At 65.4% G+C, this 13,931-nt stretch carries 16 protein-coding genes; all 16 read right to left on the reverse strand.

Annotated features, from left to right (window positions below; genetic code table 11):
• Position 1 precedes the first annotated feature (1 nt).
• Positions 2-289, reverse strand: a complete 288-nt coding sequence (gene trbK-alt, locus ACS3WB_RS10265; RefSeq protein ID WP_438275464.1) for a putative entry exclusion protein TrbK-alt — start codon at positions 287-289, stop codon at positions 2-4.
• Positions 290-310: 21 nt separating this feature from the next.
• Entirely contained in the window at positions 311-1,072 is a 762-nt protein-coding gene (gene trbJ, locus ACS3WB_RS10270) for a P-type conjugative transfer protein TrbJ (protein ID WP_438275465.1), read from the reverse strand.
• Positions 1,069-3,525: a conjugal transfer protein TrbE gene (trbE, locus tag ACS3WB_RS10275; protein WP_438275466.1), complete on the reverse strand. Its 2,457-nt coding sequence runs from the start codon at positions 3,523-3,525 to the stop codon at positions 1,069-1,071. The genes trbJ and trbE overlap by 4 nt, the downstream gene beginning before the upstream one ends.
• Positions 3,526-3,536: 11 nt before the next feature.
• Entirely contained in the window at positions 3,537-3,818 is a 282-nt protein-coding gene (locus tag ACS3WB_RS10280) for a VirB3 family type IV secretion system protein (RefSeq protein WP_019198957.1), read from the reverse strand.
• Positions 3,818-4,150 (reverse strand): TrbC/VirB2 family protein, encoded by a 333-nt coding sequence (locus ACS3WB_RS10285; RefSeq protein ID WP_019198958.1) that lies wholly within the window; start codon positions 4,148-4,150, stop codon positions 3,818-3,820. The genes ACS3WB_RS10280 and ACS3WB_RS10285 overlap by 1 nt, the downstream gene beginning before the upstream one ends.
• Entirely contained in the window at positions 4,147-5,127 is a 981-nt protein-coding gene (gene trbB, locus ACS3WB_RS10290) for a P-type conjugative transfer ATPase TrbB (RefSeq protein ID WP_438275467.1), read from the reverse strand. The genes ACS3WB_RS10285 and trbB overlap by 4 nt, the downstream gene beginning before the upstream one ends.
• A gap of 307 nt (positions 5,128-5,434) precedes the next feature.
• Complete coding sequence (locus tag ACS3WB_RS10295) at positions 5,435-5,863, reverse strand: ribbon-helix-helix protein, CopG family (protein ID WP_040426647.1); 429 nt, start codon at positions 5,861-5,863, stop codon at positions 5,435-5,437.
• A 4-nt stretch (positions 5,864-5,867) separates the two neighbouring features.
• Positions 5,868-7,850, reverse strand: coding sequence for a conjugal transfer protein TraG (locus ACS3WB_RS10300; RefSeq protein WP_423266874.1), 1,983 nt, complete (start codon positions 7,848-7,850; stop codon positions 5,868-5,870).
• A gap of 22 nt (positions 7,851-7,872) precedes the next feature.
• Positions 7,873-9,636, reverse strand: a complete 1,764-nt coding sequence (locus ACS3WB_RS10305) for a relaxase/mobilization nuclease domain-containing protein (protein ID WP_438275468.1) — start codon at positions 9,634-9,636, stop codon at positions 7,873-7,875.
• Positions 9,637-9,883: 247 nt separating this feature from the next.
• Complete coding sequence (locus ACS3WB_RS10310; RefSeq protein WP_438275469.1) at positions 9,884-10,579, reverse strand: lytic transglycosylase domain-containing protein; 696 nt, start codon at positions 10,577-10,579, stop codon at positions 9,884-9,886.
• A gap of 69 nt (positions 10,580-10,648) precedes the next feature.
• Positions 10,649-10,996 (reverse strand): DUF736 domain-containing protein, encoded by a 348-nt coding sequence (locus ACS3WB_RS10315; protein WP_438275470.1) that lies wholly within the window; start codon positions 10,994-10,996, stop codon positions 10,649-10,651.
• A gap of 67 nt (positions 10,997-11,063) precedes the next feature.
• On the reverse strand, positions 11,064-11,609 hold the full coding sequence (locus tag ACS3WB_RS10320) for a S26 family signal peptidase (RefSeq protein ID WP_438275471.1): 546 nt from the start codon (positions 11,607-11,609) through the stop codon (positions 11,064-11,066).
• On the reverse strand, positions 11,606-12,124 hold the full coding sequence (locus tag ACS3WB_RS10325) for a DUF2840 domain-containing protein (protein ID WP_438275472.1): 519 nt from the start codon (positions 12,122-12,124) through the stop codon (positions 11,606-11,608). The genes ACS3WB_RS10320 and ACS3WB_RS10325 overlap by 4 nt, the downstream gene beginning before the upstream one ends.
• Positions 12,121-12,375 (reverse strand): hypothetical protein, encoded by a 255-nt coding sequence (locus tag ACS3WB_RS10330; RefSeq protein ID WP_438275473.1) that lies wholly within the window; start codon positions 12,373-12,375, stop codon positions 12,121-12,123. The genes ACS3WB_RS10325 and ACS3WB_RS10330 overlap by 4 nt, the downstream gene beginning before the upstream one ends.
• Positions 12,372-13,115, reverse strand: coding sequence for a DNA-methyltransferase (locus tag ACS3WB_RS10335; protein ID WP_438275474.1), 744 nt, complete (start codon positions 13,113-13,115; stop codon positions 12,372-12,374). The genes ACS3WB_RS10330 and ACS3WB_RS10335 overlap by 4 nt, the downstream gene beginning before the upstream one ends.
• Positions 13,112-13,765, reverse strand: coding sequence for a ParA family partition ATPase (gene parA / locus ACS3WB_RS10340; RefSeq protein ID WP_438275475.1), 654 nt, complete (start codon positions 13,763-13,765; stop codon positions 13,112-13,114). The genes ACS3WB_RS10335 and parA overlap by 4 nt, the downstream gene beginning before the upstream one ends.
• Between the last annotated feature and the right edge of the window lie 166 nt (positions 13,766-13,931).

Consider the following 13,931-nt stretch of genomic DNA (forward strand, 5'->3'; position numbering starts at 1 on the left):
ATCACCGCCGTTCCGGGGTGAGAGGCGCGGTGGGCGCGGGCGTCTTTCCGAGGAAGCGGTCGCGGGTCTCGGCCCAGACACGCAGGCATTCGGCGTCGTTCGCTGCGGCCTGCCCGAGCTGCTGACAGCGGCGCTGCGCGTCGCGCAGCGGATCGATTGCAAGGTGGAGCTGCGGCATCGGCGAAGATGCCGGCGCGCCGTCCTTGCGGGTCAGCTCGATCGCCGTCACTGTCAAGGCGACCGCGACGAACGTGATTGCGCCGATGCGCGCCAGCATCTTGCCGTCCATGACGATGCTCCCTTCTCGCCGTCAGTTGCCGTTGAACATCTGCGCGTTGCCGGGCTGGTAGCCCGCGCCCGGCGTCAGAAAGCGGCGACGCTGCTCGCGGCCCTGTTCGGCGGCAGCCGTGCGCTCGGCTTCGGTCAGCATCTGCGCGCGACCGTTGGCAGCTCCAACAGCGGTGAGATCGGCAAGCTGCTGGGCGAGAAGCGCGAGGAGCTGGTTGCCGGCCTGTGTCGCCTGCAACGCGCCGGTCGCCGACTGGCTCTGGCTGACCAGAGCCGACATCTGCGTGCGGTTGCTGTCGATATTGCTGACGACACCGGCCTGCACGCGCATGGCGTCCTGCAAACCGCCGACCGTGTTGTGCCAGCGCGAGCGCGCATCGGCGATGAGCTGGTGATCCGTCGCCGACATCGAGACGCTCCCGTATTTTTGGCTGAACATCTGGTCGATCTGCTGGACGTTGAAGGCGATGTTCTGCGCCTGGCTGAGAAGCTGCTGGGTGCGCTGGACGTTCTGCTGAAGCTGCTGGAGCGCGGAATACGGCAGGTTCGCCAGATTGCGCGCCTGGTTGATGAGCATCTGCGCCTGATTCTGAAGCGACGTGATCTGATTGGTGATCTGCTCGAGCGAGCGTGCGGCGGTGAGCACATTCTGCGCATAATTCGATGGATCGAACACGATGATCGCGTGCGCGGGTGTTGCGAGCATCGGCGTGAGCGCAATGGGTGCTGCGAGCATGGTCACGGCCGTAAGCACGGCGCGCGAACGGGAAGGACGGATCATCATCGTTGAGGCTCCTCTTCTGTCAGGGTGATCTGCGTGGAAAAGTTCGGAAGGAGATCGACCGCCCAACCGGCGTCGCGGGTCTGGAGCCAGGCCGCGAGGAATCCTTCACGGCCATGCTCGGCAAGGAGGTTTGCGATCAGGGTCTGGTCGGATTTGGAGGACGCGGCGCAGAGCGCGAGACCGACTTCGGCGAGGCCCAATTCAAACAGACGATTGCCGCGCCGCGACTGGCAGTAGTAGTCGCGCTTGGGTGTCGCCCGCGCCAGGATCTCGATCTGCCTGTCATTCAAGCCGAAGCGGCGATAGATGGCCGTGATCTGCGGCTCGATCGCGCGCTCGTTCGGCAGGAGCAGCCGCGTCGGGCAGCTCTCGATGATGGCGGGCGCGATATTGCTGCCGTCGATGTCCGATAGCGACTGGGTGGCGAAGATGACCGACGCATTCTTCTTGCGTAGCGTCTTCAGCCATTCGCGGAGCTGGCCGGCGAAGCCTTCGTCGTCGAGCGCGAGCCAGCCTTCGTCGATGATGAGCAGCGTCGGACGGCCGTCGAGCCGGTCGCCGATGCGGTGAAACAGATACGCGAGCACGGCCGGGGCCGCGCCGGTTCCGACAAGGCCCTCGATCTCGAATGCCTGCACGGCGGCGCGGCCAAGCTGTTCGGCCTCGGCATCGAGCAGTCGGCCATAGGGACCGCCAACGCAGTACGGACGCAGCGCTTGTTTCAGATCGTTGGACTGAAGCAGGACACAAAGGCCGGTGATGGTGCGTTCCTCGACCGGCGCGGAGGCGAGCGAGGTCAGCGCCGTCCAGATATGCTCCTTGACTTCGGGCGTGATCGTGATGCCTTCGCGCATCAGGATCGCCACGATCCAGTCGGCTGCCCAGGCACGCTCATAGGTGTCGTGAATGCGGGCGAGCGGCTGGAGCGACACGGAGACGTCGGAGCCTTCCGTGAGCCCGCCGCCGAGATCGTGCCAGTCGCCGCCCATGGCGAGCGCGGCGGCGCGGATCGAACCGCCGAAGTCGAATGCGAAGACTTGGCTGTTCTCGTAGCGCCGGAATTGAAGCGCCATGAGCGCTAGCAGCACGGATTTACCCGCGCCGGTCGGGCCGACTACGAGGGTATGGCCAACATCGCCGACGTGCAAAGATAACCGGAACGGGGTTGAGCCTTCCGTTCTGCCGTAAAGCAGTGGGGGCGCACCGAAGTGCGAGTCCCACGCCTCGCCCGCCCACACCGCCGAAAGCGGGATCATGTGGGCGAGGTTCAAAGTGCTGATGGGAGGCTGGCGGACATTGGCGTAGGCTTGGCCGGGCAAACTGCCGAGCCAGGCATCGACCGCATTCACCGTCTCGGTCATGGCCGTGAAATCGCGGCCCTGAATGACCTTCTCGACGAGGCGCAGTTTCTCGTCGGCAATGCGCGGGTCGGCATCCCAGACCGTGATCGTCGCCGTAACATAGGCCATGCCGGCTACATCCGCGCCGAGTTCCTGCAAGGCCATGTCGGCGTCAGCCGCCTTGTTCGACGCATCGGTATCAACGAGCACGGATTGCTCGTTCGTCATCACCTCCTTGAGGATCGCGGCGATGGACTTGCGCTTGGCAAACCACTGCCGTCTGATCTTCGTCAGCAACTTTGTCGCGTCAGTCTTGTCGATCAGGATCGCCCGCGTGGACCAGCGATACGGGAACGCCAGTCGGTTGAGATCGTCGAGCAGGCCGGGCGTGGTCGTGGTCGGAAAGCCGGTGATGGTGAGGATGCGGACGTGCTGATCGCCAAGGCGCGGCTCCAGCCCGCCGGTCAGCGACTGATCAGCCAGCAGCGCGTCGAGATAGATTGGCGTCTCGGGAACACGGACGCGATGACGTTTCGTCGAAACGCAGGAATGGAGGTAAGTGAGCGTCCCGCTATCATCGAGCCAGGCGCATTCCGGCATGAAGCCGTCGAGCAGCGCGATAACGCGATCGGTGCGGTCCGTGAAGGCGCGCAGGATTTCATGCGGATCGACGCTGCTGCGCTCACGACCTTCGTAAAGCCACGCTTCGGTGCGTGCGGCTTCCTCGGCCGGCGGCAGATAGAGGAAGGTGAGAAAATAGCCCGATACAAAATGGCTGCCCGCTTCTTCGAAGTCCGCCTTGCGCTCGGCATCGACGAGGCCGGAGGCCGGATCGGGAAAGACGCTATTGGGATAGGTCGCGGCCTCGTGACGCTGCGCTTCGACAAAAATGCTCCAGCCCGATCCGAGACGGCGGAAGGCGTTGTTGATGCGGCCGGCGACCGCGACCAGCTCGGCGGCGACGGCGGAATCGAGATCGGGACCGCGAAAGCGCGCGGTGCGCTGGAAGCTGCCGTCCTTGTTGAGCACGACGCCCTCAGTGACGAGTGCGACCCAGGGCAGATAGTCGGCAAGGCGGCTGGCGGAACGGCGATATTCGGCGAGATTCATCATGTACGCGCTCCTCAGACCGACAGATGACCGGGGATGCGCAGATGGCGGCGGCCGACTTCGACGAAGAGCGGATCGCGCTTGGCGGCCCAGACCGCCGCGAAATGGCCGACGGCCCAGATAGCCAAGCCGACCAGCCAGAGGCGCAGGCCGAGGCCCACGGCTCCGGCCAGCGTCCCGTTCAGAATTGCGATGGACCGCGGCGCGCCGCCGAGCAGGATGTGCTCGGTCAGTGCGCGGTGGACCGGGACCGAATATCCCGGCACGGCGTCGAGTTGTTCGAAGGCGGCAGCCATCAGATCAGCGCCCCGCCGCCGAAGGAGAAGAAGGACAGGAAAAAGCTCGACGCGGCGAAGGCGATCGAAAGCCCGAAGACGATCTGGATCAGACGGCGAAAGCCGCCGGAGGTGTCGCCGAAAGCGAGCGCCAGGCCGGTCGCGATGATGATGATCACCGCGACGATTTTGGCGACCGGCCCTTCGATCGACTGAAGGATTTTCTGAAGCGGTTGCTCCCACGGCATGGAAGAGCCGGAGGCATGGGCGGCCGGGAGCAGAATGAGATTGATGGTGGCGACGGCGACCGCCGTCGCGAAGGTGCGGCGGATACGGATTGCTGTACGGATCATGCGGGCTCCATGGAGTTCGAAGTGGCAGGGGTGATGTGGTAGTCGCCGTCAGGACCGAGCCCTTCGACGCGGGCGAGTTCGGCCAGCCGGCGCGCGGACCCGCGGCCGGAGAGGACGGCAACGAGGTCGATGGTCTCGGCAATCAGCGCGCGGGGGACCGTGACGACGGCTTCCTGGATGAGCTGTTCGAGCCGGCGCAGCGCACCGATGCCGGTTCCGGCATGGATCGTGCCGATGCCGCCGGGATGGCCGGTGCCCCAGGCTTTGAGGAGATCGAGCGCTTCGGCGCCGCGCACCTCGCCGATGGGAATGCGATCGGGCCGCAGGCGCAGCGATGAGCGCACGAGGTCGGAGAGCGTCGCCACGCCGTCTTTCGTTCGCAGCGAGACAAGGTTTTCCGCGCGGCATTGCAGCTCGCGCGTATCCTCAATGATGACGACGCGATCCGCGGTCTTCGCCACTTCGGCGAGCAGCGCGTTGGTCAGCGTGGTCTTGCCGGTCGATGTGCCGCCTGCGACAAGAATATTGGCGCGGGAGACGACCGCGATACGTAGCGACGCGGCTTGATCAGCGGACATGATGCCGGCGGCGACATAGTCGTCGAGCGTGAACACAGCGACAGCGGGCTTGCGGATGGCAAAGGCCGGCGCCGCGACGACCGGCGGCAATAACCCTTCGAAGCGCTCACCAGTTTCGGGAAGCTCGGCGGAGACACGCGGGCTCCGCGCGTGAACCTCCGCGCCAACGTGATGCGCGACCAGACGCACGATGCGTTCGCCATCGGTCGCCGACAGTCGCTCGCCCGTATCAGCCAGCCCTTCCGAGAGACGATCAATCCAGATGCGCCCGTCCGGGTTCAGCATTACCTCGACGACGGCAGCATCTTCCAGAAACCGCGCGATGGCTGGACCGAGCGCCGTGCGCAGCATGCGCGCGCCGCGCGCGTGACGTTCCGAATATTGATGCATAGCCGCCATATCGCCCCGATTTCCAGCCGGGACTGACAGACGCACCCCCATGCGGGGCTGATTAAAAGAGCCAGATCTGAGGCCACTTCAACAAGAAAACAGAGGCGTAGTAGTGTAGCGCGCAAATACAGGAGATCGGCGGAATCACAGATCCGAGGTGAGCGACAAGAAGGTCGTCGGAAGGAAGGTTCGATGATCGATAGACAGATTCGGCATTGGTGCTGCGCCATTTGTTTTTGCCGACTGCGTCCGTTCGTCGGGCAATGATCGAGATTTTCAACGCGGCACTATGGTCGACGGGCGCAAGGGCAGCAGGCTATTCCGACACTTCGCTCGGCGCGGCGCCCGGCACATCGTCCGGGATTTCGCGCAGGAAGCTCTGGCCCTTCTGCAATCGCTTGCCGAGCGTCTCCACGAAGCCGTCAAACCGCTCGCGGCCTTTGGCCTGCGCGGCAGCGTGGGCGTCCGGCGGCACGGGCGGGGTGATCGACAGCCAGAAGCGCACATAGAGCGCCAGTGTTTCGGCGGTGACGCCGAGATCGCGCTCCATCCGCTGGACCTGTCTGGACAGCCGGTCGAGCCTGCGGGCGAAGGCTGCTTCGCGCGCGTCCGCGTGGTCGGGCGACAGGAACGAACTGACGGCCGCCTCGACGATCGCGGACCGAGGCAATTTCTTGCGATCGGCAAGCTCATTGATGCGACCGATGAGTTCGGCGGGCAAAGTGAGATTGAGACGGTCGCGCATGGTGTCACAGCTCCATGTTGTCGCCGGGATCGAGTGCGACCTGGCGGGCGATGCCGGTCATTTGGCGACGCAGCGCCTGGCGCTGGCGCGCGACGTCTTCCGGCTCGTCGTCGAGGATGCGCGTGAACTCCTCGGCGGGACGCATCTCGGTCGTCTCCTTGACGATCGCAACATGGTCGGGAAGCTCGGGTTCGCGGCGCAGGCCCGCATTGGCCTTGTCGGGCTTGTGGGCGGCTACCAGCGCGGGATCGGGCTTTTGCGGCTGGAGAGTCGACCAGCCATCCTTATGACGGGTGCGCCCCGATTTTTGCGAATCTGGCGGCGGCAGCACGCGCTCGCGGAACCGTGCATCTTCGTAATAGCGCGCCTTCTTCGCCCGCACCGGCGGCGTGCCGGCGACCATGACGATTTCGTCGGTCGGCGGGAGCTGCATGATCTCGCCTAGGGTGAGCAGCGGCCGGGCGGTTTCCGAACGCGACACCATCAAATGGCCGAGCCAGGGCGAGAGCCTGTGCCCGGCATAGTTCTTCATCGCCTTCATCTCGGTCGCGGTCCCCAGCGCATCCGAGACGCGCTTGGCGGTCCGCTCGTCATTGGTCGCGAAGCTGACGCGGACATGGCAATTGTCGAGGATCGAATTGTTGGCCCCGTAAGCTTTCTCGATCTGGTTGAGCGACTGGGCGATGAGGAAGCTCTTGATGCCGTAGCCGGCCATGAAGGCGAGTGCCGACTCGAAGAAGTCGAGGCGGCCGAGCGCCGGGAATTCGTCGAGCATCATCAGGATGCGGTGCTTGCGCTCCTTGGCGTGCAGATCCTCGGTGAGACGGCGGCCGATCTGGTTGAGGACCAGGCGGATCAGCGGCTTGGTGCGCGAGATGTCGGACGGCGGCACGACCATATAAAGCGTGGCGGGCTTTTCCTCGGTCGTGAGATCGGCGATGCGCCAGTCGCACCGGCTGGTGACTTCCGCCACGACCGGATCGCGATAGAGGCCGAGGAACGACATGGCGGTCGAGAGCACGCCGGAGCGCTCGTTGTCGGATTTGTTGAAGAGTTCGCGCGCCGTCGAGGCGACGACCGGATGCGGACCGGCTTCACCGAGATGCTTCGTCGCCATCATCGCGGAGAGCGTCGCCTCGATCGACCGTTTCGGATCGGAGAGAAAAGCTGCGACGCCCGCGAGCGTCTTGTTCTCCTCGGCATAGAGGACGTGCAGGATCGCGCCGACGAGAAGGGAGTGGCTGGTCTTTTCCCAATGATTGCGCTTGTCGAGCGAGCCCTCGGGATCGACCAGGACATCGGCGACGTTCTGCACGTCGCGGACTTCCCACTCGCCGCGCCGGACCTCGAGCAAAGGATTATAGGCAGACGATTTCGGATTGGTCGGATCGAACAGCAGCACGCGGCCATGCCGGGCGCGAAAGCCGGCGGTGAGCTGCCAGTTCTCGCCCTTGATGTCATGGACGATGGCCGAGCCCGGCCAGGTCAGAAGCGAGGGCACGACCAGGCCGACGCCTTTGCCGGAGCGCGTTGGCGCGAAACACAGGACATGCTCCGGTCCGTCATGGCGCAGATAATCCTGCTCCAGCCGCCCCAGCACCACGCCGTCGGCGCCGAGCAGCCCCGCCGCGACCACCTCCTTCTTCTCGGCCCATCGCGCCGAACCGTAGGTCTGGATATTCTTGGCCTCGCGGGCGCGCCAGACCGACATGCCGATGGCGACGGCGATCGCGATGAAACCGCCGGACGCGGCGATGAAGGCGCCTTCCGTGAAGATGCCCGGCGCATAAGCGTCGTAGAAATACCACCACCAGAAAAAGGCTGGCGGATAGTAGACGGATATGCCGCCGAGCTTGAACCAGGGTGTTCCGAGCTGCGCCTGAAACCCAAGCTGCCAGGCGACATATTGCGTGGCGCCCCAGGTGGTGGCGAGCACGATGAGGGTGACGACGAGAATCTGCCCCCAGAGGATTTTGGTCGCGGACATGGCGAGATCCTTTCTGCTGATGTCAGATGCCGAGATCGCGCTTGCGGCCGATCCCCCATTCGATGCCGCCGCCCTCCTTGGCGACGCCGGCGACGTGCTGACCGAGCTTGCGTTCAAGGTCGCGGGACCAGGGGACGAGCTGGAAGCCGAGCCCGTCATCGATCATCGCGAATCGACCAGAGGAGAGCATGAGGCGTTGGCGCACGGTGCCGGCGACGTACTCGCCGGTCTGCGCCTTCACATGCGACAGGCCGGTTTCGGCCGCGAGTTTGTCGCCGACGGCATCGAGTTCGCGCCGACGCAGGGTGTTAAGAAGATCGCGCTGCATGACGATGCGCTGGCCGTCCCGGCGCGCCAGTCCCTGATCGGCGAGATGATCGGCTCGTGCATGGATGGCGTCGCGCACCTCCTGCCCGAAGCCTGATTGTGCGAGCGGCATCGCCTCGCGCTCGACAAGGCGATGGTCGAGCCATGTCGCGCCGGGCGCCGTGACCTGCGCCTGAAGATCGAGATCGGAGCGCATCGCGAGCACGAGGGTCGGACGTTCGTCCGCGGGGCCACCGAAGCGGCGAACCTCGACGATGCCGCCATTGGCTGGAGCGCGTTCAAGGGCGTCGATGTCGCGAAAGCGGACATGATGCGCACGCCCATCGACGCCATCGATGACGGCATAGGCCTCACCGCTCAGCTCGTCGTGCAGGCCGCGATCGACGAGCCGGCCGATGATCGGCGCCTCGGACGCGCCGCCGTCGATCACGAAATCGGAAAAGCCGCGATCCTGGTCGCGCCCGGCGAAGGCGCGGTGCATGGTCGTGATGATGTCGCCGCGGATGGCGAGATCGCGCAGCGTGCGCTCTGCCCCGAGTCCGACCGTCCACTGGCCGGGCTCACCCTCGAACGCGAGATCCATCTTCTCGAGATGCTGGAGGCGGCCGACCATGAGGCGGCGCAGTTCGGGATCGGAGGGACCGCGCTGATCGGGGCGCAGATCGATGAAGCCGGTCTCATTGGCGGCGCGTTGAATCTCGCCATCGATGCGGGTCCAGCGTTCAGTGGTGATTTCCTTTTCCAGCGCGTTGCGGATTTCGTGTTCGGGCTTCGGGCCGAGTTCGATGTCGACCAGGTCCATGGCGCGGGAGCGCAGGCCCCGGCTGATATAGTCGCGCGAGATGACGAGATCGGCGCCGGTCTCGTCGACGCCACGCACCAGGAGATGGACATGGGGATTGTCGGTGTTCCAGTGATCGACGGCGATCCAGTCGAGGCGCGTGCCGAGATCGACTTCCATCTGCCGAGCAAGGTCGCGGGTGAACGCCTTGAGGTCGGTCATCTCGGTCGCGTCCTCGGGCGAGACGATGAACCGGAAATGATGCCGGTCGTCCTTGCACCTCTCGGCGAAGGCGAGATCATCGGCGCGATCAGTTCCGGCGTCGAACATGACGCCTTTCTCTCCGTCGCGGCTCACACCCTCGCGCTTGAGGTAGTTGACATGGCTGGTCAGGGGCGCCGAGCGATACGCCTTGCCCTGATGGCGGGCGATGCGCGCCTTGATGACGACGCGACGCTGCGGGGAGAAGATCCGCGAGCGGCCGAAGACGTTGCGGCCACGCCCGAAGGTTGAGTGGCCAAGGCGCCGGCCAGCCTTGCCTGCCGGCGCTCCGCCAGACGTATGGCCGGCACGCTGCGCAGCGGCGAGCACCTGATTGACGAAGCTCTTTGTCCTCGGCGCGCGCGTCGAACGGACGCGGCCCGGCTTGATGCGGAAGTCGCTGTCGCGCTCGCTCATGCCGGCGCTCCGATCGGCGCGCAAATCGCGCCGTGCATACGGAAGCGTTGAAAACGCTTGTAAAATCCGGGCAGCATGCCCGCGACCGACCGCCATGCCCGTGAAAACACAAGCCATGCCAATGGCTTGCGTTGATCCGGGCATGGGCTTTTACCTTGCCCTCTTCCGGTCGTTTTGCCTGCCTTCCCCCTCCCTGCACGCCATGACACGCGGGAGCCCGAGATCATGCGACAGATGCCGAGCAGGCTCATGGCGTGGTCCTGTCGCCCGAACGCGTGACGAACAGGCCATCGGAACGCGGAGCGACAGCGGATAGAGCGCTCGCAAAGGCTGCATTCGGCGCGGCGGCCGATGAACGCCCGGCCGGCACAGGATCGACGGCTGATCTGCGATCCGGCTGCGCGATGAACAGCGGTGCGCGGGTCCAGGCGAGCGGATCGACAGCCGCCATCACTGTCCCGCCGGAGCCGATGGCCGACGCGACAGCAGCGACATAAGCGCGGGTCTCAGTGGGCAGAGGGCGGCCGTTCAACGCCTCGTTGTAGCGGCCGGGACCCGCGTTATAGGCCGCGATCCAGCCCGGCGATCCATAGCGGTCGAGCAGTTCGCGGACATAGCCGCTACCCGCGATGATATTGTCACGCACGTTATAGGGATCGGCGCCGAGACGATGGCGAGCGCGCAGCTCCGCCCATGTTGCCGGCATGATCTGCATCAGCCCCATCGCGCCCTTCGGGGAGATGGCGCTCGGATCGCCGGCGCTTTCCGTGCGCATGACGGCGCGAATCCAAATGGCCGGCAAGCGGAAGCGCGTCGCGGCCTCAGTGATATGGGCGGCATAGGGATCGCTGGCCGAGGTCGATGCGACGGCTAAGCTCTGCGCCGTCGTGACCGCCGGCATGACGTTCGCGATGGCAAGGCCGGAAAGGTGAAGAAGAGCCATGCGCCGGGCCGCACGATGCAGCCCGGACACATTCAGATGGCGTCTCAGTGAACGGCGAGCGGGCATCGCTCAATCCTTCTCGCCGCGATCGCGCTGACGCGACCAGTGCAACGACCAGGTGTTTCCGGCATCGTCGTCACGGAACAGGTTGGCGCGGATTGGCCGCGCCAAACCCGGATCGTCGATCACCAACGCGATGTATTCACCGGCTTTCTCGCCGGTGCGCTTCCAGCCCGCGCCGATCTCCGGGCCGATGTCCCGGACACCGGGGTCGTGGTCATGAACGCGGTAGTCCGGCGCATTCTCCGCATCCGAGGGATCGGCCGGAACGATGACGATGTCGTGGAAAAGCGTGAATGTCTCGATGCGCCCGACAATGCGGGATTCCTCGCGCGTGAACTGTCCGATTTGCGGCATGATGGTCTCCATGCGGTGGTGTTGGGAAAGCCATCGGCGAGCACCGCTCCCGCCGAAGCAAAGGCGGTCAGCGCGTCGGTGCGCGCCATTGAAAGCGGCCCTCGCCGTCCTCGTCGGTCCACAGCGGGACCGCGCGGCCGATGATCTGGTCGGTGGAGGTCAGGCCGAAATAGCGGCCGTCAAGACTGTCGTTGACCTGCCAGTTCATGAGAAAGACTTCGCCGGTCGCGATGCGGCGGCAGCCCTGCCAGACCGGAAGATCGCGGCCGGCGCGATCGCGGTCGAGCGCCACGCCGACATTGACGCCATCGACGGTGATGGCGAGGTTCGAGCGGCAAACCGTCTGCCCGGACACGGCGAGGATACGCTTCAGCAGCGGCACGCCCTTCGGCAGATAGCCGCGCTCGGCGAGGAAGGTCGCGAGCGGTTCGGGCGCGTCGACCGCGACGAGATCGGTGACCTCGAACGGTCCGTCGAAGTCGATCGCGTAGAAGCCGATCGGCGCGCTGGCCGATGCGTTCCAGATCAGCTTGATCGGCATCGGCGTGAGGCCGGGATAGCCGACGCCCATGGCCGCGAGCGCCGTCGTGAATATCAGGCCAAAGCGGGTCATGGCTCGACCCTTCGGCGCAGCAGAAAGGCGTGATGCTGGTCTGGCGTGTAGGCGTGGGGTTCCTGGCCGGCGGTCATTCGGTTGTGAACATGCCGCCAGTGGTCGGGCGAGACCGCTGCGGGATCGATGCCGAGTCGCTCGATCGCGTCGATCGCCTGCAGCACGCGCTCGACTTGTCGCCAGCTCTCTATCTTGAGCAGGATGTCACCGCCAGGACGAACGAAAGGCAGCGTCTGGAACGGCTCGCCGCGGCGCACCGCGCGCACGATGTCGATGCGCGAGATGATCGTGCCGTACTCGCCCGCCGCCCAGCGGACGAAGGCGAAGATGCTGTTCGGCGCGAACCCGACGATGCTGCGGCGACGATCGAGGATCTGCTCGTAATTCTTGCGGCCGAACCTGATCCAGTGCTCGACCTTCTGTTTCTGGAAGGTCAGTTCGACCAATGTCGTGAACGGCGCAGGCCCGTCCGGCTGCGGACGGCTGTGCGCGCGATGGACCGCTCTGCCGGTCATGGCTGATCTCCCGCGGTGGGTGGAAATTCGCGCGCGAGCAACTCGCGCAGCGCCTCAGTGACGGTGATGCCGCGCCGAAAGGCCGCGACCTTGATGCGACCGCGCAACTCAGGCGTGACGTCGATCGTCAGGCGGGCGGTGAACGCATCGCCGGCGGCGATGCCGTTCGGCTTCGTTTCGGCGGCCCTGATCCAGCTTTCGGGATTGCCCGGCCGGGACGCAAACCGGCGTTTGTCGGTGCGCTCCGTCATGCCGCGCCTCCACCGTGGAACGGCAGCAGGGCGGCGATGCGCGTGCGGGCGCGCTCAGCCATGACGGCGTCGATCTCGCAGCCGAGATAACGACGGCCGCTGAGCCGGCAGGCTTCACCGACCGCGCCGGAACCGGTGAACCAATCGCCGACCAGACCGCCTTGCGGACAACTGGTGCGGATCAGGATTTCGAGCAGCGCTGACGGCTTCTCGGTCGGATGGATCGCACGGCCATGACAATTGCGCACGTAGATGACGGAGCGCATGAGCCTTGGCCCGCCGTCATGGCTGACATAGTGGCCGGCATCGATCCGGCCGGTATGCGGCGGACGTTGCTTGCGCCGCGCGATGCGTGCCGTTGCATCGGGCGTCGTCTGCACATCATTGTAGATGTCGCGCCACGGCGTCCCGGTTGGATAGAACTGGACGGCCAGTTCATGTACGCGCTTGAAGCGATCGGCGTGGAAGCCTGAGCCGTTCTGTTTCTCCCAGGCGATTTCCTGCGCGATGCGCAAACCAGCGTCGGCGAAGCCGTCGGCCGTCGCCATGAAGCATCGCAGCGAGCCGAACACCCACAACGAGCCGGCCGGGCTGAGCGCATCGCGAGCGCGCGCGATCCAGCCGTCGACCCGACGGTCCCAGGCGAGCGACGTGTCGCCATAGGGCGGATCGGCGAGGATCAGATCAAACGGGCCGTGCGCTGGCATGAGATGGCGGCAATCGCCGGTGAGGATCGTCATGATGCGATCCTCCCGATGCGAAGTTGCTCAATCTCGCTGGCGAGCGCGGCGATCTCGCGCGCGGCGGGACCGTCGTCATCGATCTCGAAAGCGAGCCGGCCCGACTGCGCGGCGTCGGCGTAGATGACGCGCTGCCCGATCGCCGTGCGCAGCACCGGCGGATCGTGATCGGCCAGCGTCTCGGCTGTTTCGCGCGCGATGACGGTGCGCGCGCCGCAACGGTTGAGGACAAACCGCGCGGCAAGACCGGGGCGATAGATGCGCGCTTCGTTCAGAAGCGCCAGCATCTCCGCCGAGGCCCAACCGTCGAGCGGAGACGGCTGCACCGGAATCAGCACCAAGTCGACTGCGAGCAGCGCCGAACGCATGAGACTGGCGACACGCGGTGGGCCGTCGATCACGACATGATCGACGTCGCGCGCCAGTTCTGGCGCTTCTCGATGCAGGGTGTCGCGCGCAAGGCCAACGACACCGAACAGGCGCGGCAGGCGTTCACGGGCGCGTTGTTGCGACCAGTCGCGAGCCGAGCCCTGCGGGTCCGCGTCGATCAGCGTGACCCGCTTCCCCTTCCCGGCCCATTCGCCTGCGAGATGCAGCGCCAGTGTCGTCTTGCCGACACCACCTTTTTGATTGAGGAGCGCCACGATCATGACGCGCCTCCGACCGTGAACCTGCCGAGCCAGTTCACGACTAAAGGAAAACGAGTCTCCGATTTAAGGAGCAAAACAGCGGCGGAGTGCCAGCCGTTTCCGACCTTTGCGTCATCGCTGCGGAGGTTATCCGCAGGCGTGCAAAAGTGCGGGGACGTTAGAAAGA

The sequence above is a fragment of the Nitrobacter sp. genome (genome assembly GCF_051535215.1).
Lineage (GTDB): Bacteria > Pseudomonadota > Alphaproteobacteria > Rhizobiales > Xanthobacteraceae > Nitrobacter.